A 25,919-nucleotide genomic window follows, 5' to 3' on the forward strand; every position below is an offset into this window, starting at 1 on the left:
CTGTCTGCACAAAGCAATGGACAACCCGCTCGGCGCGGGTTGTCCGATCTTGGAATTTGACCGAGGTTCAGATGCTCCGCTTCCTCATCGCTTTTCTGTTCACCCTTGGGCTGACCTTTTCGGCAGCCGCCCAAACGACCGATGACAGCAACGCCACGCCTGAAAGGGCGGGAACCGGCGGAGCGACGACCCTTGAAGATATTCTCGCCCGGCAACGTGGTGAGCAGGTGGATAACGGATATCGCTCCGGCAATACCGGCCAGAGCAATGTCGAGGGTCTGATGGGTCAGCTTGGCACCCGTGGTGTCGCGTCGGACAGTGATGTATATCGTGCGTTGCGCTATGGCTCGGCCAATGTGACCGTATCGTCAAACGGCCCCGCTGCAAGCGTGTTGATACAGGATGGCGGCATGTGGTGGCTGAACTTCCGCAGCGGACCGCTGCGCGAATATGGCACTTACATCATCGCCGGGATGCTGGGCATCATTCTGCTGTTCTTCCTGATCCGTGGGAAAATCCGCATCGATGGAGAGAAAACAGGCCGAACGGTCACCCGTTTCAACGGGATTGAACGTTTTGGCCATTGGCTGTTTGCTGGATCGTTCCTGATCCTCGGCATTACTGGTTTGCTTACGCTCTATGGTCGCGACTTCCTGATCCCGATCTTCGGCAAGGAAGGTTTCGCCACCATCGCACAGGGCTGCAAGTGGCTGCATAATAATCTGGCCTGGGCTTTCATGCTGGGTCTGATCATCGTCACGGTGAACTGGATTGCTCATAACATCCCCAACCGCACTGACCTGAAATGGCTGGCCGCTGGCGGGGGCCTGTTCACCAAGGGCAACCACCCGCCCGCCCGGAAATTTAATGCGGGGCAAAAGATCATCTTCTGGGCCTGCATCCTGCTGGGCGTGTCGATCAGCCTGTCCGGCTTGTCACTGCTGTTCCCGTTCGAGATGCCCCTGTTCGCCAAGACCTTCTCGGTCGCAAACGCCACGGGTATTCCGCAGGCGCTGGGTCTGACCTTGCCGGTGCAGATGTCACCGCAGGAAGAGATGCAATTCGCCCAAGTCTGGCATGTCATGATTGCCTATGTGTTCATCGCGATCATCGTCGCGCATATCTATCTCGGCTCGGTCGGGATGGAGGGCGCGTTTGACGCCATGGGAACCGGAGAGGTCGAAGAACAATGGGCGCGCGAGCATCACTCGCTCTGGCTGGAAGAGGTGCAGGAAAAAGAGGCTGGCAAAGCAGCCGCCTCACCCGCTGAATAGATGCGTGGGCTGGTTCTGGCGCTGGCGCTGGTGCCCCTGCCCGCCGTGGCAGAATTCTTCACGCTGAAAGGGCATGGCGGCCCCATCATGGGCATCGCCACCGCGCCAGACGGTCGCATCGCAACAGCCAGTTTCGATAACTCTGTGGGTCTTTGGACCGGGCAAACGCCAAATTGGTTCGAAGGGCACGAGGCCGCCGTGAACGCAGTCGCGTTCAACGGCTCCGCTTTCTTTTCTGCCGGAGACGATTTCACCCTGCGCAAATGGCCAAGCGGTGAAATCATTGGCCGACACAAGGGGAAGATTGTTGGCCTTGCCGCGTCAGAAACCCTTATTGCCACGGCCAGCTGGGATGGAACAATCGGCCTGTGGCCTGTCGATGGCACAGAACCCGCGCGGCTTGGACCGACCGGCAGTGGCGTAAACGCGGTCGCATTCTCACCTGACGGCACGCAGCTTTTTTCGGCGGGCGTCGACGGCGCTTTGCGCTTATGGGATGTGTCCAGCGGGCAAGAAACAAGGCGTCTGGTCGAGCACGGGTTCGGCATCAATGAACTGGCGCTGAATGCACAGGACAACTGGCTCGCTTATGGTGCGGTAGACGGTGTCACACGTATCCTTGACCTTTCCAACGGTGAAGAGCGCGATTTCACTCTGGACCGCCGCCCGATCCTTACCCTTGCGCTCAGCCCGGATCGGAAACTTTTGGCCGTAGGCGACGGCGAAGGGTATATTATGGTCATCGACACCGTCGATTGGCGCATTGCACAGGATTTTCGCGCCACGTTGCGCGGTCCGGTCTGGGCTTTGGCATTTTCCAAAGACGGTAAAAACATCCATGCGGGCGGACTTGACGAGGCGATGTACAGCTGGCCTGTGGACGCTCTGTCCGACCAACACCAGATGGCCTCGACAGAACCGAGTTTCCTGAAAAATCCTGATGAGATGGACAACGGGGAACGCCAGTTTGCGCGCAAATGTTCGATCTGTCACAGCCTGTCATCAGATAACGCGCGACGTGCAGGCCCAACCCTGCACGGTGTATTTGGACGTCAGGCCGGCACGGTTCGTGGATATTTGTACTCGGATACATTACAAGGCTCTGATATCATTTGGAATGACGAGACAATAAATGCCCTTTTCGACGAGGGGCCAGACCACTACATTCCGGGGTCGAAAATGCCGATGCAGCGAATTGCCAAATCACAGGATCGCCAGGATCTTATCGCTTTTCTGCGTCGCGCAACAACTGACCGGAACTGAACCGGAGGAGCCCATGAAAGCCTTTCTTGCCGCCGTCGCCACGATGGTCGTTATTGCAGGCGCAGCCCCGTTTGTGCTGGAACAGATCGGGTTCAGCACCGCTGACACTACGTCCGGCATCGCCGTGCGCCTCGACTGAATGGCGCAATATCTGACCACCCGTGAACTGGCCGATCTGCTGCGCATTGGCGAGCGGAAGGCTTATGACCTTGCCTCGTCAGGCGAGGTGCCGTGTGTGCGCGCCATGGGCAAGCTGTTATTTCCGCGGGCCGAGATCATTGCCTGGCTCAACGCGTCGCGATCCGGCCCTCAGGTCGCAGAACCGCCCCTGCCCCCGATCATAGCAGGCAGCCACGATCCCTTGCTGGACTGGGCGCTGCGTGAAAGTGGGTCGGGGCTGGCCACCTATTACGACGGTTCTTTTGATGGCCTGATCAGGCTCAGTGAACGCAGCGCGCAGGGCGCTGTGTTACACATCCACGAAAATGGCGGATTCAACAAGGAATCCCTGCAAGACACTTTGGGCGAAGCCCCGGTGATCCTATACGAAGTCGCCCGACGTGAGCGTGGATTGCTTCTTGCCCCGGGCATATCCGACATCAATTCTTTTGACGACCTCAAGTCACGCACCGTCATACTGCGTCAGGACAGTGCGGCAAGCCAGCGCCTGTTTGACGCCCAACTGGACGCCCACGGCCTGCGCCGGGATGATCTGGACATTCGACCCGGCTGCGCACGTACAGAAGAAGAGCTTGCGATCGCCCTACATGACCGGAAGGCCGAGGCAGGTTTTGGGCTTGGCGCCCTAGCCGGTCTCTACAACTTGGGTTTTGTCCCCACTCATTCCGAGCGGCTGGATCTTGCCATCTGGCGTCGGGCCTTTTTCGATCCGCCGATACAGAAACTGCTAACCCTGTTGCGCTCGGGTCAGTTCGCCCAGCGGGCGCGCGAGTTCGGCGGCTATGACCTGTCTGGTCTTGGCACGATCCACCACAATGGGGCCAGCGGGTGAAAATCCACCCGCGCCTTCATCTTTTCAAAAATACTCGCCCCGCAGGGGCTGGCCGCAGGCCAGCTTAATGCGCATTGGGGAAAAACACCTGCTGACCGTCCAGCCGGAAAGAGGCGATCGCCTGCTGCCCGTCGGGCCCGGTCAACCAGTCGATGAAACGCTGACCAGCGGCCGCCCGTACATGCGGATGCTTTTCAGGATTCACGAGGATCACACCATATTGGTTGAACAGACGCGGGTCGCCTTCGACCAGGATCTCAAGATTGCCTCTGTTACCAAAGGACAGCCAGGTCGCCCGATCTGTCAGAGTATACGCATCCATGCCGCTGGCCACGTTCAGAGTCGCACCCATACCTGAACCGGTTTCCCGATACCAACTGCCGGACGCGCCGGTTGGGTCCAGCCCCGCAGCCGACCAATGCCGCAGCTCGGCCTTGTGCGTTCCGCTGTCATCACCGCGCGACGCAAACGGGGCTTCAGCCTTTGCAATCGCTGTAAGAGCGCTCAGAATGTCGGCACCACCGCGAATTCCGGCGGGATCTGCCTTGGGGCCCACCAATACAAAATCGTTATACATCAGGTCCTTCCGCTCCACGCCATATCCATCAGCGACGAATTTCTCTTCGGCGGATTTGGCGTGAACCAGCAGGACGTCCCCGTCACCATTGACCGCATTGCGGATTGCCTGACCGGTTCCTACGGCCACAACCCGCACGTCAATGCCCGACTCGGCCTCGAACCACGGCAGTATATAGTCCAACAGCCCCGAGTTCTGGGTGGATGTCGTAGACTGCACGACAATGAACGGTGTCTCTGCCAAGGCCGCATTTGCCGACAGACCAAGGGCCATCACTGCCGCCCGAAGTATTGCGCGGAACATCATTTTCTCCGTTTTATCTTTTAGGTAACCAATCCACCCGCGAGATAGCGACGCGATGCTTCACTTTCGGGGGTATCCAAAACCTGTTTTGCGGGGCCGTGTTCAACCACATGACCGCCCTGCATCATGACCACATCCGAGGCCAAACGACGGGCCTGCCCAATATCATGTGTCACCATCACGATCCGTACACCCCGCGCCGAGGCGCGCAGAACCATACGTTCGATCATCTGTGTTGCGCCGGGATCAAGGGCGCTGGTCGGTTCGTCCAGAAACAGTGTTTCGGGCTCCAGCGCCAAGGCACGCAAAATGGCCAGCCTCTGGGCCTCGCCCCCCGAAAGCGACCGGGCAGATTGCCAGGCCTTCCCCTCCAGCCCGCCTTCGGCCAGCAACTCGATGATACGTGCCTTTCTCGCCGCTCGCCCCATGCCCTGACGCTTGAGGACAAAGCCCAGGTTTGCAGCAACAGAGCGTCGCAACAGAACCGGTCTCTGAAATACCATGGCTTGGCGCGCTTTCTGCGCAGCGCCCAGAGGGTTTCCATCCTGCACCACCCGCCCGCGATCCGGCGAGATCAGGCCATGCAAGCACCGCAGCAACAGACTTTTTCCCGCACCGTTGGGGCCAAGAAGCAACGTCGGCCCCGGACCATCCAGAACCAATGAAGGAACATCCAGCAAAACCTTGCCGTTGCTGCGAATTTGCACTTTTTCAACCGTTAGACAGTTCGACATCTCGCAGATCACGTCACGCATGGCGCAACCCCTCCTGTTCGGCCCGCAAACTGACCGCGCTGACCATCGCGTTTACCGCAATTGCAATCCCGATCAGGATCGCCCCCAGCGCCAGTGCCAGCGACAGATTTCCCTTCGACGTTTCAAGCGCAATGGTTGTCGTCATCACGCGGGTCACATGATTGATGTTTCCGCCAACGATGATAACCGCGCCCACCTCGGCGATGGCGCGTCCGAAACCGGCAAGCAAGGCCGTGACCAGTGCCAGTCGCGCATCCCACAACAAAACCGGGACCGAGGCCAGCCGTGACACTCCCAAGGACCGCAGCTGTTCTGAATATTCTTCAGCCAGCATCTCAACAACCTGTCGCGTCAGAGCCGCGACAATGGGAGTGACCAACACCACCTGCGCGATGATCATGGCGGTCGGAGTGTACAAAAGCTCAAGCACCCCCAAGGGGCCCGAACGGGACAGCATCAGATAGACCAGCAGGCCCACGACAACCGGTGGAAACCCCATCAGTGCATTCATCAGGACGATCAGCATCCGGCGGCCGGGGAACCGGGCGACGGCCAACGCAGCCCCCACGGGCATTCCGATCAGAGCAGAAACCAGCACCGCAAATACGGACACTTTCAGAGACAACAGCACAATTGCCCACAGCTCAGAATCTCCCCCAAGGATCAAGGCAATCGCAGCACTGAATTCTGTTGAAAATTCCTGCATTTTATTCCCTATTATCGACCCTTCGTATAGAAACGCGTAAGTTTACAGGGAAATACTACTTTATATCGGTGCCAAGTACAGACACAATTCCGACACCACGAATGCGAAACGCGGCCCCGATTGGGACCGCGTTTTTGACCTTCAAATTAACGGTTAGCGTCAGTTAAGAGCAGCGTCCGTAATCTGGTGCGTCCAGGCCCCTTCGGGTGTCTTGGTGATCACCGGGTCAGAACCTCCGGCCAGCAGGGTACCAACGGTGCGATCGAAATCCGCCGGGTCCAGCGCGCCGTTCGAACCTGCGGTCAACTTGGCGATCTCACCCATCATGCGTTTCTGATGTTCTTCCGTCTGCGCACCCGTTGCATCGTTCTCCAGCACGATATCCGCCGCTTCGTCGGGGTTCTCTTCGGCGTATTTCCAACCTTTCATCGAGGCTCGAACAAACCGCTGCATCTTGTCGGTGAAGGCCGCATCGCTGAGATTTTCTTCCAGAACGTAAAGACCATCTTCCAGCGTCGCGACACCCTGGTCTTCGTATTTGAAGGTTACCAGTTCATCCGGGCTGACACCGGCATCGATGACCTGCCAGTATTCATTGTAGGTCATGGTGCTGATGCAATCCGCCTGACGTTGCAGCAGCGGATCGACGTTGAAGCCCTGTTTCAGAACTTCCACACCGTTGTCGCCTTTCCCATCAGTGCTGATGCCCAACTGGCTCATCCAGCTCATGAACGGGAACTCATTGCCAAAGAACCAGACACCCAGAGTGCGGTTCTTCAGGTCCTCAGGCGACGAAATACCGGCATCTTTCCAGCAGGTCAGCATCATGCCCGAGCTTTTGAACGGCTGGGCGATGTTCACCAACGGCAACCCTTTTTCACGTGCGGCCAGAGCGGCAGGCATCCATTCAACGGTCACATCAGCACCGCCGCCCGCAATCACCTGTGTCGGAGCGATGTCAGGCCCACCGGGCAGAATGGTAACGTCCAGCCCTTCTTCCTCGTAAAAGCCCTTGTCCTTGGCAACGTAGTAGCCCGCGAATTGTGCTTGCGTGACCCATTTCAGTTGCAGTGTCACTTCATCCGCCGCCAGCGCCGTACTGGCTGCCAGACCAAAGGCGGCAACCGCCCCGCTGAATAGCTTGTTCATCTTCATTTCTCCTAGTTGCTTGTTGCGCCCCGATTTTCAGGGTCTGTTGATTTTCTTCGTCTTATCCGCGTTGTGAGGGGTGCCAGAACGTCACCACTTTTTCGATTCCCGCCACCAGGCCATAAAAGGCCGTACCCGCGATAGCGGCAACAACGATTTCGGCCCAGACCATGTCCAACGACAATTGACCGACGCTGGTGGAAATCCGAAATCCCATACCGAGCGTTGGCGATCCGAAGAATTCCGCCACGATGGCGCCAATCAAAGCCAAAGTTGTCGAAATCTTCAACCCGTTGAAAATGAAAGGCATCGCCGCAGGCAGCCGCAGCTTCAGAAAGCTCTGCCAATAGCTTGCAGCATAGGTTTCCATCAAGTCACGCTGCATTGCGGTGGCCTCGCGCAGACCGGCCACGGTATTGACCAGCATCGGAAAGAACACCATCACAACGACCACCGCCGCTTTGGAATGCCAATCAAACCCGAACCACATGACCAGAATGGGTGCCGTCCCCACAATGGGCAAAGCCGCGACGAAATTTCCAACTGGCAATAGCCCCAAACGCAGGAAATCCCACCGATCGACGGCAATCGCCATAAGGAAGGCCGATCCACAGCCGATGACATATCCGCTGAGCGCCCCTTTCAGGATCGTCTGAACAAAGTCGGCCCAAAGAATGTCAAGGCTACCTGCAAATCGCACCGCTATGGCAGACGGTGCCGGCAGAATGACCAGCGGCACTTCAAGCCCACGGACCACCAGCTCCCAGGCTCCAACAATGGTCAGACCAAAAATCACCGGTGCCAGAAAGCGTACCATCTGGCTGTCGGCTTGCGGGCCACTGGCCAATCGGCTGTTCAACCACCAGCCGAAAGCCCACAGCAGCAAAGCAAAGACAACCAACATCATTGCGCCATCCCCATCCGCTTCAGAACCGACCGTTCAATCAATCCCAGCAAACCGACCAGGCAGGCAGCCAGAATGGCCGCAGCAAACAGCGCTGACCATATCTGCACGGTTTGACCATAGTAACTGCCTGCCAGCAACCGAGCACCCAATCCTGCGACAGCGCCTGTCGGCAGCTCACCCACGATTGCGCCGACCAACGACGCCGCGATACCGATCTTCAACGAGGTGAACAGGTATGGCATCGACGCCGGCAGGCGCAGTTTCCAAAACCCCTGCGATTGGCTGGCATTATAAGTCCGCAACAGGTCAAGTTGCATCGCGTCAGGGCTGCGCAACCCTTTGACCATACCGACGACAACCGGGAAAAAGCTCAGATACGCTGATATGATCGCCTTGGGAATGATCCCCTGAACCCCGACCGAGTAAAGAACCACGATAATCATCGGTGCCAAAGCGATAATCGGGATCGTCTGGCTCACGATAGCCCATGGCATGACTGACAAATCCATCACGCGGCTATGCACGATCCCAACGGCCAACAGGACACCCAGCCCGGTCCCGATAACAAAGCCCAGCATCGTAGCGCTGAGTGTCACCCACCCATGAAAGATCAGCGATCTTTTCGAGTTGATTTTCTTCAGAACAGTTGTATCCCACAATTCAATCGCCACCTGATGAGGTGATGGCAAACGGGGCTTGCCTTGCTCCCAAGTTGCTGGAATCGCGAACGAATTATTCAGAACCAGACCGAACTCTCCCAGATCCCGGCGCGCACTTGCGGTGGGTGGCTGAACCTCGGCACCGCCACGTTCAAGCTCGGTCAAAACCCCTTTGATGTTCATCGGAACGCAAGCGACATACCAGAACAGAACGATCACGGCGACGACGGTGAAAACGGCAATGATCTGCTTCATGCGTGCCACTCCATTCGATAGACGGGCACTGTATCCGGCGGTACGGGTGGTTCTTCGGCAGTTACCTCGAACCCTTCACGGCGGTAAAACCTCTGCGCCGCCTGATTGGGTTTGTGTGTTGTCAGCCAAAGATGGGTCCGACCCTGCTTCGCCTTGGCAACGAAACGCTTGCCAATTCCCTGCCCCGTCCGGCTGCAATACAACGCACCGATTTTACACTGCGCCGGATCTATGGACATGTAGCAATCAACCGGATCACCCGCGACCCAGATCTCGCGACTGTCGAACGCTTCGTGGATCAGGGTCGCCAATTCCTCCACCGGCAATTCTTCAGGCATCCAGTCCGTCTGCCAGGCCCAGTTGTAAATCACGCGGGCACAAGCCGGCACGTCACCTACCACGGCCCGTCTGATGGTTTCTGTCCCCGGATCAGTCGTCATAAGAATGCCCCGCCCGCAACCCGTCGCGAACACGATGGGCCACTTCGATGAATTCCGGAGTGTCACGAATGTCCAACGGCCGTTCCTTTGGCAGCGGGCTGTCGATCACATCCGTAATCCGCCCCGGCCGCGGGCTCATCACGACAATTTTGGTGCTCAGATATACGGCTTCGGGAATCGAATGCGTCACGAAGCCGATGGTCTTTTCTGTTCTGTCCCAAAGCGCCAGAAGCTGCTCATTCAAGTGGTCCCGCACAATCTCATCCAAAGCGCCGAACGGCTCATCCATCAACAAGATATCAGCATCAAAGGCCAAAGCCCGGGCGATGCTGGCGCGCTGCTGCATCCCACCGGATAACTGCCAGGGAAACTTTCCTCCAAATCCTTCAAGATCAACCAGTTCCAGGACTTTTCTCACCCTTTCCTCCTGCTCGGATGCGGAATAGCCCATGATCTCAAGCGGCAACTTGATGTTCTTTGCTATGGTGCGCCAGGGATAAAGGCCCGCTGCCTGAAAGACATACCCATAGGCCCTGTTCCGCCGTGCTTCGTCCGCTGTCATTCCGTTGACAGTCAGCGACCCGCCGGTCGGTGTCTCCAAGGCCGCAATACAGCGCAGGAAAGTGGTTTTCCCACAGCCCGAGGGGCCAATGAAACTAACAAATTCACCCTTGTCGATCGTCAGGTTCACGTCTTTCAACGCGTGAACAGGCCCGTCATTGGTTTGAAAGGTGAGGTCAAGCTGCCTTGCTTCGATGACGTGCTGGGTCGTGCTTTCAGTGGTCATTCTACTGCCTTGAAAAGAGTGGTGCCGGGGCCGCCCAGACAGCGGCCCAACGGATCAAACCCCCGTCGCCGGGATACCTGTCCGCTCAACTGGCCGAGGGGCGGTTAGTTCTTTCCACGCGCTCAAAGCCTTGTTGACGGTCGTATTTGCCTCGCGCGCAACGAACTCGCCATGGCCTTCCTGCGTGCGGATTTCACCATCATGTACCGCAACCTGTCCGCGGGTCAGCGTAAAGCGCGGCAGGCCTTTGACCTCTTTGCCCTCAAACACGTTATAGTCAATCGAAGATTGCTGCGTACTGGCTCTGATCGTTTTCGTTTTTTCAGGATCCCACACGACGATATCTGCATCCGCTCCAACAAGGATCGCGCCTTTTTTCGGATAGCAATTCAGTATCTTGGCGATGTTTGTTGAAGTCACCGCAACAAATTCATTGGGCGTCAGGCGTCCGGTATTCACACCATGCGTCCACAGCATCGGCATCCGATCTTCCAGACCACCGGTCCCGTTCGGGATCTTGGTAAAATCCCCAACTCCAAAGCGTTTCTGTGCGGTCGTAAAGGCGCAATGGTCGGTTGCCACAACACTCAGCGATCCTGATTGCAGGCCATTCCACAGGCTGTCCTGGTGCTGCTTATTGCGGAACGGGGGGCTCATGACCCGCCGCGCGGCGTGGTCCCAATCCTGATTAAAATATTCGCTTTCATCGAGGGTCAGATGCTGAATCAGCGGCTCTCCCCACACCCTCTTGCCCTGCATTCGGGCTCGGCGAATGGCCTCATGAGACTCTTCGCAGGATGTATGAACAACATACAGCGGCACGCCCGCCATATCTGCGATCATAATGGCCCGGTTTGTGGCCTCACCCTCTACTTGCGGCGGTCGGGAATAAGCGTGCGCTTCCGGGCCAGAGTTCCCCTCGGCCAGAAGCTTGGCACTCAGTTCGGCAACGACGTCTCCGTTCTCGGCATGCACCATTGCGATGCCGCCCAGTTCGGCCAAACGCCTGAACGAAGCATAAAGCTCATCGTCATTCACCATCAACGCGCCTTTATAGGCCATGAAATGCTTGAACGTGTTGATGCCGCGCGTCTCGATCACGGTCTTGAGGTCGTCAAATACCTGTTCCCCCCACCATGTCACCGCCATGTGGAACGAGTAGTCGCAATTCGCCCGTGTCGATTTGTTGTCCCAACGCTTCAGGGCATCCAGCAGGCTTTCGCCCGGATTGGGCAGCGCGAAGTCAACAACCATCGTCGTGCCCCCGGCCAGGGCGGCCCGCGTACCGCTTTCGAAATCGTCGCTGGAATAGGTGCCCATGAACGGCATTTCCAGATGGGTATGCGGATCAATCCCACCGGGCATCACATAACAGCCTGACGCGTCCAGCTCGCTATCCCCTTTCAGACCCATCCCGATCCCGGTGATGACGCCGCCTTCGACCAATACATCCGCCTTGTATGACAAATCCGCGGTGACAACGGTTCCGTTTTTAATAACAGTACTCATTTTAAACTCCCTGATGCGGTCTGCGCCGCTTGCTTCATCTGGCCAAAAATATCCCGGGGGAGTCGCCCTTGGGCGACGGGGGCAGCGCCCCCTATTCCACGATTTCGGCAGTCTCGACCACGGCATGCAGCAGGACATCTGCCCCGGCTGCCGCCCAATCCTTGCTGATCTCTTCAGCCTCATTATGGCTCAGCCCGTCCACACAGGGGCACATGACCATGGTGGTCGGGGCAACACGGTTGATCCAGCAGGCATCATGCCCCGCGCCCGAGATGATGTTGGTATGCGAATAGCCCAGCCTTTCAGCCGCATCGCGCACGGCAGACACGCAATCGTCGTCGAACTTCACCGGATCGAAACCGCCGACTTTCTCGAATTCGACCTGCAGGCCCATTTCTTCGACAATATCTTCCGCCGCCACCCGCAGGCGATTTTCCATGTCGGTGATCACCTCCAGCTCGGGCGAGCGGAAATCGACCGTGAACACCACCTTGCCCGGGATTACGTTGCGAGAATTCGGGAAAACGTCGATATGCCCCGCGGCACCGACCGCATGCGGTGCGTGAGACCAGGCGATTTCGTCCACTTTCTCAAGAATGCGCGCCATCGCAAGCCCGGCATTCTTGCGCATCGGCATCGGGGTTGAACCGGTATGAGCATCCTTGCCGGTCACCGTGACCTGTGTCCAGCTCAGACCCTGACCGTGGGTGACCACGCCGATATCCTTTCCTTCGGCTTCAAGGATCGGACCCTGTTCGATATGCAACTCAAAGAAAGCGCGCATCTTGCGCGCGCCGACTTCTTCTTCGCCGCGCCAACCGATCCGGTTCAGTTCATCCCCGAATTTCTTACCATCGGCATCTTCACGGTCATACGCCCAGTCCTGCGTGTGCATTCCCGCAAAGACACCAGACGACAGCATGGCGGGCGCATATCGCGTCCCTTCCTCGTTGGTCCAGTTGGTCGCCACGATGGGATGTCTTGTCTTGATCCCGAGATCATTGAGCGTGCGGATAATCTCCAGCCCGCCCAGAACGCCCAGAACGCCGTCATATTTTCCGCCAGTCGGCTGCGTGTCCAGGTGCGAACCCACATAGACCGGCAAAGCGTCCGGGTCGGTGCCCTCACGATGCGCAAACATGTTGCCCATCTGGTCCAGCCCCATGGTGCATCCGGCCTCTTCACACCATTTCTGGAACAAGGCGCGGCCTTCGGCATCCTCGTCAGTCAGAGTTTGCCGGTTATTCCCCCCCGCAACACCGGGACCGATCTTGGCCATCTCCATCAGGCTGTCCCACAACCTGTCGCCATTGATCCTGAGATTCTGCGCCGGAGCTGCCATTGTCTTATTCCCTGTTTGCTTGCGATTTTGCTCGCTATTGGTGTCTTGATTTGACCAACTGGTCAAACTCACGCTATCACGGGTTCGGTATCAGTCAAGAAATTGCGCGGCAAAGCCTGAAATTTCAGTGTAATCCGTGCCTATCCGACGAAAAAAGAGACATACTGAAATCATGCCGAAAGACCGCGCACCGACTCGTATCCAGAAGAAGAACCGAGCCGCGATTCTCGAGGCTGCCCTGAATGTGTTTTCTGCACACGGGTTTCGTGGGGCGACCGTCGATCAGATTGCTGCCGAGGCGGGGTTGAGCAAACCCAATCTACTCTACTATTTCGCGTCGAAAGAGGCGATCCACACCGAATTGCTTTCGGGCTTGCTGGAAACCTGGCTGGCGCCCCTGCACGATCTGGATGAGACCGGTGATCCGATGGAGGAAATGCTGGCCTATATTCGCCGGAAACTGCAAATGAGTCAGGAGCTACCACGGGAAAGCCGCCTTTTTGCCAATGAGCTTGTGCAAGGAGCGCCCCGCATTCACGACGCTTTGTCCAATGATCTCAAACAACTGGTTGACGAAAAGGTCACCATTCTCACCAATTGGATGGATCAGGGCAAAATCGCGCGGTTGCACCCTTATCATCTGATGTTTTCGATCTGGGCGCTGACGCAGCATTATGCCGATTTCGACGTTCAGGTGCGGGCTATTCTGGGTGACGAAAACCCGTTTGAGGGTGCAGAACCCTTTGTCGATACGCTGTACCGAAAGCTTCTGACGCCATGAATGCAGGGGCCACGTCAGCGGCCCCTCAGGGATATTCCCTGTCTCGATCATTCCGCTGCTTTGGCCATCGGATTGTTCGGGTGCGTGGTCCAGTTCGCATAGGTCGGCTGAACCTCTTTCCCGGTGCGCGGATCGATTTCACCCGCCGCCATCGGCACCATCGAAATACAGCCCTCGACCGGGCAGACATCAACGCAGAGGTTACAGGCGACGCATTCGTCATCCATCACCTCGAACACACGGTCATCCGACATTGAAATCGCCTGATGGCTGGTATCTTCACAGGCGGCATAGCATCGGCCGCATTTGATGCACTGGTCCTGATCGATCTTGGCTTTGGCGATGTAGTTCAGGTTCAGGTATTGCCAATCGGTGACATTGGGCACCGCGCGCCCGATCACCTCATCAATGCTGGTATACCCCTTTTCATCCATCCATTCCGACAGACCTGCAGTCAATTCATCAATGATCTTGAACCCATAGGTCATCGCAGCGGTACAGACCTGCACCGTGCCACATCCCAGCGAGATAAACTCGGCCGCATCACGCCATGTGGTGACACCCCCGATGCCCGAGATCGGCATGCCATGCGTCGCCTCGGCCCGCGCGATTTCGGACACCATCGACAGGGCGATCGGTTTCACGGCAGGGCCGCAATACCCGCCGTGGCTGCCCTTGCCATCGATCGAAGGTTCAGGGCTGAACGTGTCCAGATTGACGCTGGTAATCGAATTGATCGTATTGATCAGCGACACCGCATCCGCGCCACCGTTTCTGGCCGCCGCCGCAGGTTTGCGGATATCGGTGATGTTCGGTGTCAGTTTCACGATGACCGGTCGGTCATAGTATTGCTTGCACCACCGCGTGACCATTTCGATATATTCCGGAACCTGCCCTACGGCGGACCCCATACCGCGCTCGCTCATCCCGTGCGGGCAACCGAAGTTCAGTTCGATTCCGTCCGCGCCGGTTTCGGCCACGCGGGGCAGAATGGCTTTCCAGGCTTCTTCCTCGCAGGGCACCATAATCGAAGCGATCAGGGCGCGATCCGGATAGTCGGACTTGACCCGCGCCATTTCCTCAAGGTTCACCTCAAGCGGGCGGTCGGTGATCAGTTCGATATTGTTTAGTCCCAGCAAACGACGGTCGGCACCGTAAATCGCGCCATACCGCGGGCCGTTCACATTTACAACCGGCGGCCCCTCGGACCCCAGCGTCTTCCACACAACACCGCCCCAACCGGCCTCAAACGCGCGACGAACATTGTATTCCTTGTCCGTCGGCGGCGCAGAGGCCAACCAGTAAGGGTTGGGGCTGGAAATGCCCAGAAAGTTAGTCGTCAGATCGGCCATGGCTTCTCCCTTCCCGGCTCAGCCGGATTTTTTGAATATCATTTCGGTCGGGCGTATGCGCCCGGCCTTGAGGTTTTTGACGTAGTTCTGGAACTTTTCGGGTGCCGTCTCGCCCATCATCAGATGAATGCCCAGCGGTGCCGGGCCGGATTCAGCAATCTTTGCAAAGACGTCCTCGAAGAACTGTATCGCGAATTCGGTGCGATCCGTTTCTGTCACCAGTTCAAGACCCGCGGCGCTTGCCGCAGACTTATAAACATCCGGCGCATCCACGAACGAGGTTTCGGCCACAGTGGACCACGGCAGAGGGAAAGCCAGCGGCTCGTCCACGTCTCCGCCCATCACATCGAACAGGGCAAAAGTACCGCCCTTGGCTAGCGCCCGCGACACTTCGGCGAACAGCTCGGCCTTGTCCATAATGTTCATGCCCACATGCATCATGACAGCCAGATCGAACCCAGCATCCGGCACCGGCATCTCCAAGGCACTGCCCACATGAAAGCTGGTTTTCGAGGAATGCCCGACCATATCGCTGAGCACCCTGGCGGTTTCAACGAACTCCGGTGTCAGATCGACGCCCGTTACCGTCGAGTCATAGCGATCCACAACATAGCGAGAGGTTCCGCCGATACCGCATCCGACATCCAGAACGCGCGTCGCATGGGTCGGCGACAACTGCGCAAACAGGTTGTTGGTCGCCAGAACGCCACCCGTGTGGAACTCGTCCCCTGCTTTCAGGTCTGCGACCGTGGCCGCATCCGGATCGATACCGCTGGCCTCAAGCGCCGCGCGGACGCGGTCGGTCAGTGCTCCGGTGGTGTAGTGTTGCGCTACGGCTTGTTCGATCTGGGACATGGGAATACCTCAGCAGCGAAAGGAATGGGGTGAATACCCCATCCTATCACGAAACCAGCGTCGCGTGGATGTCCATCGCTGCATCCCGGCCTTCGGCAACAGCCGTAACGGTCAGGTCTTCGCCCCCCGCCGCGCAATCTCCGCCCGCCCAGACACCGGCCAAAGAAGTGCGTCCCGCACCGCTGACAGCGATCTTGTTGCCGTCCAGCTTCAGCCCTTCCGGCGCACCTTCCAGCGTCTGACCGATGGCCTTGAGGACCTGGTCTGCCCGCAGCCGGACCGTTTCACCGGTTCCGGTGAGTTGGCCGTTCTGGCTCGAGGTATATTCCAGCTCAATCTCGGTAGCGGCTCCATTGCCGTGTACCGCCACCGGCTGCACGTTGGTCAAGATCTGAACCCCGTGCGAGGCTGCCAGATCCTGCTCGTACCGGCTGGCACCCATGGCGTCGCGGCCCCGGCGATAGGCAATGGTGACATTCTCGGCACCTAACAATTTGGACTTTACCGCTGCGTCCACGGCAGTCATGCCTCCGCCAATCACGACGACGTTCCGCCCGACAGGAAGCTGTGCAAGATCACCAGCCTGCCGCACGTCCGAGATGAAATTGACGGCATCCCGCACGCCGTCCTTGTCAACACCATCCGCGCGCAGGGCATTCACCCCGGCAAGTCCGATGGACAGGAACACCGCGTCGTAGTTTTCGACCAGACCATCCAGCGAGATGCCTTCACCCAGAACCGACCCGGTTTCAACCGTGATACCACCGATTTTCAACAGCCAGTCGACCTCGGCCTGCGCAAAATTGTTGGTCGATTTATAGGCGGCAATCCCGTATTCGTTCAGACCGCCCGGTTTGGGCTTGCCTTCGTGGATCACCACGTCATGGCCCAGCATGGCAAGACGATGCGCGCAGGCCAGACCAGCAGGCCCTGCCCCCACGACAGCAACAGTCTTCCCGGTTGATGCCGCACGTTCAAACGGATGCGCGCCCGCAGACATAAGATCATCCGTCGCAAAGCGCTGTAGCCGTCCGATCTCGACCGGCTTGCCTTCGGCCGCCTCACGAACACAGGCCTCTTCGCACAGTGTTTCCGTCGGACAGACACGGGCGCACATTCCGCCCAATATGTTCTGCTGAAAAATCGTTCGCCCGGCTGCCTGCGGCTGTCCGGCCTGAATCTGACGGATGAATAGCGGAATATCGATGTCTGTCGGACACGCTGTCACGCAAGGTGCGTCATAGCAGAAATAACAACGGTCTGCTGCAACTGCGGCCTCATGCGGGGCCAAGGGCGGATGCAGATCGGTGAAATTCGAGGTCAGCTCATCGCTTGAAAGCCGCCCGGCGACGATGCCGGGTGCCATCTGGCCCTGTGCCATCACTCTACTCCCTGTAGATATGTTTGTTATGACCTCAGCTTGCCACAAATAAATTTTTTATCAATTGGTAAAATTTGCCAAATGGTCAAAAAATTGAAAATCCGGGCCGTAAAACCCGGATTCATTGGCATTTTGGTTAATTTCAGGGCCGAAAAGCTTTCAGACCATTCCGCCAAGATGGCGGGACTTGGTCCAAACCCGGGCGCCGTCAGGCCCTGCAACGGCCCGAGAGTGCGTTCCGGGCGGCAAGCGCAACCAGTCCCATGTCGAAAATTCCTCCCCCGATTCACAGAAACTGCCGCTTATGACAAACACTTCCATTCCGTCGCGCGCATCCAGCTCGACCACGTCCCCCGCCGCCCATGTCCGCACAAAAACGTCCTCATGATCATCTTTGAACAGTTGCACGTCAGAATCGCCATTTATCGAGCGGCGCACCTCGGTACGGTCTTGCGGGTCAAACTGGTGCAGCTTGACCAGAATGGTCGCGCCTTCCGCTGCAGACGGAGTGTGCGAGGACGTCGGCGGATTGCGCACATAGCTGCCGACGGGGAAATCTCCGGTCTCGTCCTGAAATACGCCGTCCAGCACCAGATATTCCTCGCCGCCGTCATGGGTATGGGCGGAAAAAGCGCTGCCGGGCGCAAAGCGGACAATGGTCGTTGCACGGGCCACCTCATCACCAATCCGGTCCAGCATTTTACGCTCGACGCCAGCCGCAGGGGAAGCAACCCATTCGCTATTGTCAAAATGAACTGCGACCCGTTTTGTGAAATCCGCATTGATCCGCATGTGTAACCCTTTCTGCTGCGACCCCTGAAAGAAATGGGATCGCGTGATGAAATTTCAAATTTTCCGCTTTTGACGCCTTGGGCCGCTTGCTGTAATCCGAACTTCAAGGTGCACGGTCAAACACCTGTCGGGAAACGGGCATAGATGCAGGCAACGTCACAGAAATTCAACATCGCGGTCGTCGGTCAAAACAACCGCCTGCAATATGAATCCCTGTTGTTTGCGGCTTCACTGCGCCATTCTTCGCCGCAATTCGAGGGCAAACTGTTTGTCGCCACGCCCAATCCGGGGCCACGCTGGAAACAGGACCCACGCATTCAGGACGAAGAAGTTCTGAATGCCCTGAAACAACTGGATGCCGAAATTCTGCCCTTCGACTCGCATGTATTCGGTGAAAGCTATCCCTACGGCAACAAGATCGAAGCGCTGATGGCCCTGCCGGAAGATGAGCCCTTTGTGTTCTTTGACACCGACACGCTGATCACTGGCGAGATCACATCTGTACCTTTTGACTTCGACCGCCCCAGCGCATCACTGAAGGTTGAAGGGACATGGCCCAAACCAACGCTGTATGGCCCCGGCTTTGACGGTATCTGGCGCGCGCTTTACGCCCGGTTCGGGTTGGATTTCGAAAGCTCGCTGGACACCGATCAACCCCATGACCACTGGCGGCGGTACCTGTATTTCAATGCAGGCTATTTCTTCTATAAATGCCCGCGGAGATTTGGTGAGCGTTTTCTGGACTACGCCAGGACAATCCGCGACGAAAACATTCCGGAGCTGACTGGCCAAAGCCTTGACCCCTGGCTGGACCAGGCCGCCCTGCCCCTTGTCATTCACTCGTTCGGTGGCGGTCGTGATGTTTTGCCCCCCGGTTTGCTGGACGGGTCCGTCAGTTGCCACTATCGCCTGTTTCCCTTGCTTTACGCCCGTGAAAGCGACCATGTGATAGACGTCTTGGAAACCGTCGTCGCTCCAAACAAGGTCAAGAAGGTTCTCAAGCAATACGAGCCACTGAAAAAGATGGTGCTGCAGGGGAAAGGCGCAAAAGTCCGCGCCCTGTTTGACCGGGATCATCTGCCACGACGTGAACAGGCCATCCGCAACACGATCAAAAGCAAGGGCCTCTGGCTGCGCTGACAGGATCGTTGTGCGCAGGCGGGCAATGGCCTACAGATTTCGCAAGACAAATTCCAACAGGAGATTTCAAGATGTCTGACGGCCCCACCTACGGTTTCGACACGTTGCAAATTCACGCGGGCGCCCGCCCCGACCCGGCGACCGGAGCGCGCCAGACACCGATCTATCAGACAACTGCCTATGTGTTCCGCGATGCAGACCACGCAGCAGCCCTGTTCAACCTGCAAGAAGTAGGATTTATCTATTCCCGCCTGACCAACCCAACTGTGGCCGTTCTTCAGGAACGCGTGGCGACACTTGAAGGTGGCGTTGGTGCTGTTTGCTGCTCGTCCGGGCACGCGGCCCAGATCATGGCGCTGTTCCCGCTGATGGGTCCGGGTTGCAACGTGGTCGCCTCGACCCGTCTGTATGGCGGCACGGTCACGCAGTTCAGCCAGACGATCAAACGTTTTGGCTGGTCTGCCAAGTTTGTCGACACCGATGATCTGGACGCGATGAAGGGCGCAATCGATGAGAATACCCGTGCGATTTTCTGCGAGTCCATCGCCAATCCCGGCGGCTATGTGACGGATATCCGCGCGCTGGCGGACGCGGCTGATGCAGCGGGCATTCCGCTGATCGTCGACAACACCTCGGCCACGCCCTATCTGTGCCGCCCGATTGATCACGGCGCGACCCTGGTCGTGCATTCAACCACCAAGTACCTGACCGGCAACGGTACGGTCACCGGCGGTTGCATCGTGGATTCGGGCAAGTTCGACTGGTCGGCAAATGACAAGTTCCCCTCGCTCAGCCAACCCGAACCGGCCTATCATGGACTGAAGTTCCACGAGACCTTTGGCCCGCTGGCCTTCACCTTCCATGGCATCGCCATCGGTCTGCGTGATCTGGGCATGACCATGAACCCGCAAGCAGCCCACTACACGCTGATGGGGATCGAAACCCTATCGCTGCGGATGGAGCGTCATGTTGAAAACGCGCAAAAAATCGCGGCCTGGCTGGAAGCGGATGATCGCGTGGACTACGTCACCTATGCCGGGTTGCCCTCTTCACCCTATCAGGATCGGGTGAAGGCTCAGTATCCACGTGGTGCAGGCGCATTGTTCACCTTTGCAGTGAAGGGCGGCTATGACGCCTGTATCAAACTGGTCAATGCGCTGGAGATTTTCAGCCACGTAGCCAATCTGGGCGACGCGCGTTCGCTGATCATTCATTCGGCATCGACCACACACCGTCAATTGACCCCGGAACAGCAGGAAGCCGCGGGCGCAGGTCCGGGCGTGGTGCGCGTATCCATCGGTATCGAAGATGCGAGCGATCTGATTGCCGACCTTGATCAGGCCCTGGCCAAAGCAACCGCCTGACCATGACCCAGCACGACACAAACGATCTTGGCCAGCCCATCGGTTTACCGGTTTCGGGTGACTTTCCACGCCCGACACCACCATATACGCCGATGGTGGGCAGGTATTGTTCCGTCGTGCCCCTTGATGTGAACAGGCACGCGCCCGGACTGTTCCGGGCGTTTTCAATGGACACGGTTGGCCGCAACTGGACGTACCTGCCCTACGGCCCGTTTGCTGGCGAACCTGAGTTCGAAGACTGGACGCGCGCCAACTGCATGGACGCGGACCCGATGTTCCATACCGTTCTGGACGGTGATGACGTACCGTTGGGCATGGCCTCATATTTGCGGATCGAACCCGCTGCCGGAGCGATTGAGGTCGGGCATATCCACTTTTCACCCCTGCTTCAGCGCAAACCACAATCAACCGAAGTCATGTATCTGATGATGCGGCGCGTGTTCGATGAACTGGGTTACCGGCGTTACGAATGGAAATGCGACGCGCTGAATGGTCCGTCGCGCAGTGCGGCAGAGCGGCTTGGGTTCACCTTCGAAGGCGTGTTTCGCCAAGCAACCCACTACAAAGGGCGCAACCGCGACACAGCCTGGTATTCAATCATAGATACCGAATGGCCACGCATCCGTGATGCTTTCGAGGCCTGGTTGTCACCCGACAATTTCGACGCTTCGGGCCAGCAACGAAAACCGCTGACAGCCCGTGCGACAGGTTGAATTCATTCCGAGATCTCGAACACCATCGAGACGCTGACAGACACCGAAACCTCACCACTTGCGACAGGAACACCCCCTGCGTCAGCCATGCTCATCATGCGCATCTCGGGCATCGGGCGCACGCCCCCCGTTTGTTCCGAAATCGTTTGCACCGCGCCAAGGGTTACACCCGCCGCCTGTGCCAGCTGCTCGGCCTTGGCCATAGCTTCGCCGACAGCTTGCGCGCGCGCTTGGGCTTCGATTGGTTTGGTATCCTGCACCCCAAAGCTCAATCCGCCAAAATCGTTGGCGCCATCCTGAATGACCGCATCCATGATGCTTCCAAGTTTGGACAGATCACGCACACGTACAAACACGCGGTTCGAGGCAGCGAACCCCGAAATTTCCGGTGTTTCCCCATTCTGCCCGTGCCGCCCAGACCAAACAGGGGAAAGCGACAGATCGCGGGTCTGAATATCGCGGTCTTCAATCCCCATCCCGGTCAGGCGCGCAAGAACCTTCGCAACTGCGTCCGAGGTGGCCTGCATCGCTGCCGAAGCCTCGGCATTTTCATTTGTCACACCCAATGTGATCGTCGCCATATCGGGGGCAACATCGATGGTTCCGGTTGCGTCAACGGTGATGCGACGTTCTTCCGCATGGGCAAGTCCAGCGGTCGTTGCGGCCATCATTGCGGCCAGAAAAGCGAATGTCTTCAATGTTATCACTCCGATTTGCTTGGGTTAAAGATGGGTCGGCGATGCATTGCCATACAAGAGGAGAGTTTGCCTTTTTCTTTCCCTCGGCAAGTTCCTGCTTTAATGTCGGTCTGCGAACGCCATGGTGTTTGCATTGACGTTGATAATTATGGTTCCTGCGGATTATGAAACCTGCCTTTGCGCTGTCTTTTTCTGCGACCGGAATATCATTGTATCATCACTCGGATGACGAATGGTTCGTTATCGGCTCGATTCCTTTGGATTCGCCGGACCTGTCCGGTCAGATGCAGGTTTTGCGGGAAAACGCCTTTGCGCTGGAAAACGACCTGAGCTGCAAGCTTGTTTTGCCTTCCGAACAAGTTCGATACCTTCAGGTTGCAACCGATGACTTACCCCCCGAAGACACGGTCGAACGTATCGAGAGCGCACTTGCCGACGCAACGCCTTACGCTTTGTCCGAACTCAGCTACGACTATCAGACCGAAGGCGGCACCACCTATGTTGCTGCTGTTGCGCAGGAAACGCTGAGCGAGGCGAGGGCCTTTGCCTCGGACCATGGTTTCGTACCGGTTTTGTTTTGCGCCGAGGAAGACGCAGACGCATTCCCCCGAGAGGCATTGTTCACAGAACGTTCGGGCGCATCGAAAACCCAACCAACAGAGCCCCCGCTGCCGGTAAAAAACACACACCAGCCCGAACCGGCAAAATCCGCTGGGAAACCAGCGCATCCCATTGCAGGCACGGCAGCACCAAACGTGTTTCTGACCCCCGAAACACCTGACAATAAGTTTGCGACCACAAAAGCGCAGGCACCGCGTTTTGCTATCCCGGCATTTGCCGCGGCGCTTCTTCTTGGTGGCGCTTTCGGCGTTTGGCTGGCCTTGGACAGCGGTGGAGAAACAGATCAGGCCGCACTGAGCCCAACTCCAACCGAGACAGGTGTTTCCGAGCCGGTAATCGACGCCCTGCCACCGATAGTGCCCGAAGTTGCGGCAATTGCCCCCCCGGAAAACTTGCCACCTGAGCCTCCTCTGGACAGGGACGTGCCCCCAACACCGGAACCTACTGACGCCGAAGCCGAAGAACAACCGGAACTCACCCCAACCGACGCAGCAATCCTTGAGGCACTCAAGGTGGCCCCGACCCCTGTTGAATCTGTAGCTCAGGACCCCGAGGCAGATGAGGATATCAGCGCTGCCTCCGGTGTGAATGTAACGCCTCCGGCCGCTTTGGACGTGCCAGAAGCCCCGGAACCGGACGATCTGTATCTGACGTCGATTGACAAATCCGACCTGTCCAGCGATGCGGTTGCCCTGCCTCCGGCTTCCAGTTTCGATACTGACGAACCCTTTGTTCGGGACGTGCAACATGGCATAGCAGGAGCGCGGTTCAATCTGGATGATCGCGGGCTGGTAACGCCCACGCCGGAAGGGACGCTGAACCCGGATGGGATTGTCGTTTATCAGGGCCGACCGTCGAAGGTTCCGCCAGCAACGCCAGTGCGTTTCGAAGACGAACCCGTACTTGACGAGGTCGACGAAAGACTGGCCGGTCTTCGCCCCAAACCTCGCCCCGCAGATCTGGTCGAGAGCTTCGAACGCGGGCAGTTGGGGGGGCGGTCGCTGGCAGAGCTTTCGACGAAGCGACCAAAAGCACGCCCGGACAGTCTGCAAGCGCGCACAGAAATCGACGAGACGCCAACAGCATTGGCCGTTGTCCGCGTCCCGCGCCCCAGAGTGCGCCCGGCGGGTCTTGTTACTGCAAAGGCATCTGCTTCTGGTAACTCCAATCTTGGATCAACGGCCGCGCTGGACCAGAGTTTAGACGACGCCGGATCGTTTCAGGCGAAATCGGTCGCGCCCAAGATTCCCACAACCGCATCTGTAGCCCGGCAGGCCACGCTCGATAACGCGATCAACTTGCGTCGCTTAAATCTGATCGGCGTTTACGGCACACCCGCAAACCGTCGCGCCTTGGTCCGGCTTCCCAGCGGGCGCTACAAAAAACTGAAAGTTGGGGACAGTATTGACGGCGGCAAGGTCATTGCTATCAGTGACAGTGAACTGCGTTATCAAAAGAAAGGTCGCAACGTGACCCTGGCGATGCCGCGCAGCTGACATAGGCGCTCAAAGCCGTGACCGATCACCTGTAGACAGGCACGTCAGAGGCAGCAGAACCGCCCCCGACTTATTGGTTCATTTGGATCAAGCCGCGGAAATCTCGCCGCTTTCGATCTGTTCGCGCTCGATGGATTCAAACAGCGCCTGGAAGTTCCCTTCGCCGAAACCATCATCACCCTTGCGCTGAATGAACTCGAAGAAGATCGGGCCAATCACCGTTTTCGAGAAGATCTGCAATAGGATGCGCGTCTCGCCCCCGTCAACGACACCTTCACCGTCAATCAGGATGCCGTGTTTCATCATCCGGTCCAGCGGCTCTTCATGACCGACCACGCGGGTCCTGGACATCTCGTAATAAGCTTCATTCGGACCCGGCATGAACTTCAGGCCGTTTTCAGCAATGGCATCGGTCGAGGCATAGATGTCATCGCTACCAACCGCGATATGCTGAATGCCTTCACCTTTGTATTTCTTCAGGTAAGACACGATCTGCCCGGTCTCGCCGCGGTCCTCGTTGATCGGAATACGGATGCGCCCGCAGGGTGATGTCAGCGCACGGCTGTAAAGGCCGGTGAATTTTCCCTGAATGTCAAAGAAACGAATTTCACAGAAGTTGAACAGGTCGCCATAGAACTTGAACCACTTGTCCATGTTGCCCTTGTAGACATTGTGCGTCAGGTGATCGAGATAGAAGAACCCCTCGCCCCGAGGTTTGGATTCCTTGATCCAGTTGAATTCCTGATTATAGGGCGATGTGTCGTAGTACTGATCAATGAAATAGATCAGCGACCCGCCAATACCCTTGATCGCAGGCACATTCATGGTTTTGTCAGCGTGGTCGTAAGGTTCCGCACCTTTTGACACGGCATGCTCGTACGCTTTTTGCGCGTCCACGACCCGCCAGCCCATCGACGGCGCACAGGGCCCATGTTCAGCCACGAACTTAGCCGCAAAACTGTCCGGGTCAGCATTCAGGATGTACGTCACATCCCCTTGCTGCCATAGCTCGACGGCAGGATCTTCCTTGTGGCGGGCCACCAGATCAAACCCCATCTTTGCGAACAGGTCACGCAACTCCTGCGGTTCTGGATGGGCGAATTCGACGAATTCAAACCCATCTGTACCGGCAGGGTTTTCTTCGCTGATCACGGATTTCGGGGCATTGTGCGGGAAAGGACCCATGGCGCGTCTCCTACGAAAACAGGAATTTCTTTGCTGATTCAAAAATACGACTTTTCTGACGCTGTTTCTGCGCATTGTTTTCGTATAAACTGCAAGATGACGCGCAAAACGCGCATATAAGTTAATAAAACCAGGATTTTTCCGCACATGCTGGATGCAACCGACAAGCGACTGCTTTCCGCGCTGCAAAAAGACGCGCATCTGACGGCCCATCAACTGGGTGAAATGCTGAACCTGTCGCCCAGCCAAGCGGGACGCCGCCGACAGCGGCTTGAAGTCGAAGGGTACATCACCGGGTACGCTGCCCGGCTGGACCCGCTGAAACTGGGCCTGCAGGTGCAGGGGTTCGTTCAGGTGCATCTGGGCACCCATGGCCCCGAGCAATCCGCAAGCTTTGCCCGCATGGTCGACACCCGCTCCGAGATTACCAGCGCATGGACGATGACGGGTGAGGCAGACTATCTGCTGCACATCTACTGTGACGACCTGTCCGCCCTCAACAGCTTGCTACATCAGGTGATCCTGCCGCATCCTGCCGTTGCACGAGTACAGAGCCAGATTGTAATGGATCAACTTAAACGCGACGCCCCCCTTCCCACCTGA

At 57.5% G+C, this 25,919-nt stretch carries 26 protein-coding genes; 10 read left to right on the forward strand and 16 right to left on the reverse strand.

Going from position 1 to position 25,919, the window contains the following annotated elements; genetic code table 11:
- Positions 1–71 precede the first annotated feature (71 nt).
- The 4 genes from ACR0EK_RS03945 to ACR0EK_RS03960 are packed head-to-tail and all read left to right on the forward strand — an operon-like array spanning position 72 to position 3,549.
- Complete coding sequence (locus ACR0EK_RS03945; RefSeq protein ID WP_480565140.1) at positions 72–1,274, forward strand: formate dehydrogenase subunit gamma; 1,203 nt, start codon at positions 72–74, stop codon at positions 1,272–1,274.
- Positions 1,275–2,537 carry a c-type cytochrome gene (locus ACR0EK_RS03950; protein WP_480565143.1) on the forward strand — a complete coding sequence of 421 codons (1,263 nt, stop codon included), beginning with the start codon at positions 1,275–1,277 and terminating at the stop codon, positions 2,535–2,537.
- A 13-nt stretch (positions 2,538–2,550) separates the two neighbouring features.
- On the forward strand, positions 2,551–2,676 hold the full coding sequence (locus ACR0EK_RS03955; protein ID WP_267365569.1) for a hypothetical protein: 126 nt from the start codon (positions 2,551–2,553) through the stop codon (positions 2,674–2,676).
- Positions 2,677–3,549, forward strand: coding sequence for a helix-turn-helix transcriptional regulator (locus tag ACR0EK_RS03960; protein ID WP_267365570.1), 873 nt, complete (start codon positions 2,677–2,679; stop codon positions 3,547–3,549).
- Between the two features lie 64 nt (positions 3,550–3,613).
- Here ACR0EK_RS03960 and ACR0EK_RS03965 read toward each other — a convergent pair whose 3' ends face one another.
- The 10 genes from ACR0EK_RS03965 to ACR0EK_RS04010 all read right to left on the reverse strand — a co-directional run bounded on the left by ACR0EK_RS03965 (position 3,614) and on the right by ACR0EK_RS04010 (position 12,938).
- Positions 3,614–4,429, reverse strand: coding sequence for an ABC transporter substrate-binding protein (locus ACR0EK_RS03965; protein ID WP_480565147.1), 816 nt, complete (start codon positions 4,427–4,429; stop codon positions 3,614–3,616).
- A 20-nt stretch (positions 4,430–4,449) separates the two neighbouring features.
- The gene (locus ACR0EK_RS03970; RefSeq protein WP_480565151.1) at positions 4,450–5,184 is read right to left on the reverse strand and encodes an ATP-binding cassette domain-containing protein; all 735 of its coding nucleotides are present in this window, start codon (positions 5,182–5,184) and stop codon (positions 4,450–4,452) included.
- Positions 5,177–5,890 (reverse strand): ABC transporter permease, encoded by a 714-nt coding sequence (locus ACR0EK_RS03975; protein ID WP_480565154.1) that lies wholly within the window; start codon positions 5,888–5,890, stop codon positions 5,177–5,179. The genes ACR0EK_RS03970 and ACR0EK_RS03975 overlap by 8 nt, the downstream gene beginning before the upstream one ends.
- Positions 5,891–6,049: 159 nt before the next feature.
- Positions 6,050–7,039 (reverse strand): ABC transporter substrate-binding protein, encoded by a 990-nt coding sequence (locus tag ACR0EK_RS03980; protein WP_480476654.1) that lies wholly within the window; start codon positions 7,037–7,039, stop codon positions 6,050–6,052.
- Positions 7,040–7,100: 61 nt separating this feature from the next.
- A complete protein-coding gene (locus tag ACR0EK_RS03985) occupies positions 7,101–7,946 on the reverse strand; it encodes an ABC transporter permease (protein WP_267364134.1) in 846 nt (281 codons plus the stop codon).
- Entirely contained in the window at positions 7,943–8,860 is a 918-nt protein-coding gene (locus ACR0EK_RS03990; RefSeq protein ID WP_480565157.1) for an ABC transporter permease, read from the reverse strand. The genes ACR0EK_RS03985 and ACR0EK_RS03990 overlap by 4 nt, the downstream gene beginning before the upstream one ends.
- Positions 8,857–9,300: an N-acetyltransferase family protein gene (locus ACR0EK_RS03995; protein WP_480565160.1), complete on the reverse strand. Its 444-nt coding sequence runs from the start codon at positions 9,298–9,300 to the stop codon at positions 8,857–8,859. The genes ACR0EK_RS03990 and ACR0EK_RS03995 overlap by 4 nt, the downstream gene beginning before the upstream one ends.
- Positions 9,290–10,087 (reverse strand): ABC transporter ATP-binding protein, encoded by a 798-nt coding sequence (locus ACR0EK_RS04000; RefSeq protein ID WP_480565163.1) that lies wholly within the window; start codon positions 10,085–10,087, stop codon positions 9,290–9,292. Before ACR0EK_RS04000 ends, ACR0EK_RS03995 begins: the two co-directional genes overlap by 11 nt.
- A 54-nt stretch (positions 10,088–10,141) precedes the next feature.
- Positions 10,142–11,596, reverse strand: coding sequence for a dihydropyrimidinase (gene hydA, locus ACR0EK_RS04005; protein ID WP_480565166.1), 1,455 nt, complete (start codon positions 11,594–11,596; stop codon positions 10,142–10,144).
- A gap of 91 nt (positions 11,597–11,687) precedes the next feature.
- Entirely contained in the window at positions 11,688–12,938 is a 1,251-nt protein-coding gene (locus tag ACR0EK_RS04010) for a Zn-dependent hydrolase (RefSeq protein ID WP_480565169.1), read from the reverse strand.
- Between the two features lie 172 nt (positions 12,939–13,110).
- On the opposite strand from ACR0EK_RS04010, the gene ACR0EK_RS04015 reads away from it, so the two are divergent.
- The gene (locus tag ACR0EK_RS04015) at positions 13,111–13,719 is read left to right on the forward strand and encodes a TetR family transcriptional regulator C-terminal domain-containing protein (RefSeq protein ID WP_209504191.1); all 609 of its coding nucleotides are present in this window, start codon (positions 13,111–13,113) and stop codon (positions 13,717–13,719) included.
- A gap of 47 nt (positions 13,720–13,766) precedes the next feature.
- Here the strand turns inward: ACR0EK_RS04015 and preA are convergent, their stop codons facing one another.
- From preA to ACR0EK_RS04035, 4 genes are all read right to left on the reverse strand, one after another.
- Positions 13,767–15,071, reverse strand: coding sequence for an NAD-dependent dihydropyrimidine dehydrogenase subunit PreA (gene preA / locus ACR0EK_RS04020; RefSeq protein WP_480565171.1), 1,305 nt, complete (start codon positions 15,069–15,071; stop codon positions 13,767–13,769).
- A gap of 18 nt (positions 15,072–15,089) precedes the next feature.
- On the reverse strand, positions 15,090–15,926 hold the full coding sequence (locus ACR0EK_RS04025) for a class I SAM-dependent methyltransferase (RefSeq protein WP_480505530.1): 837 nt from the start codon (positions 15,924–15,926) through the stop codon (positions 15,090–15,092).
- Between the two features lie 46 nt (positions 15,927–15,972).
- On the reverse strand, positions 15,973–17,307 hold the full coding sequence (locus ACR0EK_RS04030; RefSeq protein WP_480565175.1) for an NAD(P)-dependent oxidoreductase: 1,335 nt from the start codon (positions 17,305–17,307) through the stop codon (positions 15,973–15,975).
- Between the two features lie 159 nt (positions 17,308–17,466).
- On the reverse strand, positions 17,467–18,099 hold the full coding sequence (locus ACR0EK_RS04035) for a cupin domain-containing protein (protein WP_480565178.1): 633 nt from the start codon (positions 18,097–18,099) through the stop codon (positions 17,467–17,469).
- A 144-nt stretch (positions 18,100–18,243) separates the two neighbouring features.
- Here ACR0EK_RS04035 and ACR0EK_RS04040 point away from each other — a divergent pair, with 144 nt between their 5' ends.
- From ACR0EK_RS04040 to ACR0EK_RS04050, 3 genes are all read left to right on the forward strand, one after another.
- Positions 18,244–19,239 carry a hypothetical protein gene (locus ACR0EK_RS04040; RefSeq protein ID WP_480565181.1) on the forward strand — a complete coding sequence of 332 codons (996 nt, stop codon included), beginning with the start codon at positions 18,244–18,246 and terminating at the stop codon, positions 19,237–19,239.
- 71 nt (positions 19,240–19,310) lie between these two features.
- Positions 19,311–20,603 (forward strand): O-acetylhomoserine aminocarboxypropyltransferase/cysteine synthase family protein, encoded by a 1,293-nt coding sequence (locus tag ACR0EK_RS04045; RefSeq protein WP_480565183.1) that lies wholly within the window; start codon positions 19,311–19,313, stop codon positions 20,601–20,603.
- 2 nt (positions 20,604–20,605) lie between these two features.
- Positions 20,606–21,316, forward strand: coding sequence for a GNAT family N-acetyltransferase (locus ACR0EK_RS04050; RefSeq protein ID WP_480565187.1), 711 nt, complete (start codon positions 20,606–20,608; stop codon positions 21,314–21,316).
- 2 nt (positions 21,317–21,318) lie between these two features.
- Here ACR0EK_RS04050 and ACR0EK_RS04055 read toward each other — a convergent pair whose 3' ends face one another.
- Positions 21,319–22,014, reverse strand: coding sequence for an SIMPL domain-containing protein (locus tag ACR0EK_RS04055; protein ID WP_480565190.1), 696 nt, complete (start codon positions 22,012–22,014; stop codon positions 21,319–21,321).
- A gap of 164 nt (positions 22,015–22,178) precedes the next feature.
- On the opposite strand from ACR0EK_RS04055, the gene ACR0EK_RS04060 reads away from it, so the two are divergent.
- Positions 22,179–24,131 (forward strand): hypothetical protein, encoded by a 1,953-nt coding sequence (locus tag ACR0EK_RS04060; RefSeq protein ID WP_480565193.1) that lies wholly within the window; start codon positions 22,179–22,181, stop codon positions 24,129–24,131.
- An 87-nt stretch (positions 24,132–24,218) separates the two neighbouring features.
- On the opposite strand, the gene hppD is transcribed toward ACR0EK_RS04060, so the two are convergent.
- Positions 24,219–25,316, reverse strand: coding sequence for a 4-hydroxyphenylpyruvate dioxygenase (gene hppD / locus ACR0EK_RS04065; RefSeq protein WP_480565196.1), 1,098 nt, complete (start codon positions 25,314–25,316; stop codon positions 24,219–24,221).
- 147 nt (positions 25,317–25,463) lie between these two features.
- Between hppD and ACR0EK_RS04070 the strand changes: the two genes are divergently transcribed.
- Entirely contained in the window at positions 25,464–25,919 is a 456-nt protein-coding gene (locus ACR0EK_RS04070; protein ID WP_480565199.1) for an Lrp/AsnC family transcriptional regulator, read from the forward strand.

The organism is Ruegeria sp. AE4 (genome assembly GCF_056542185.1).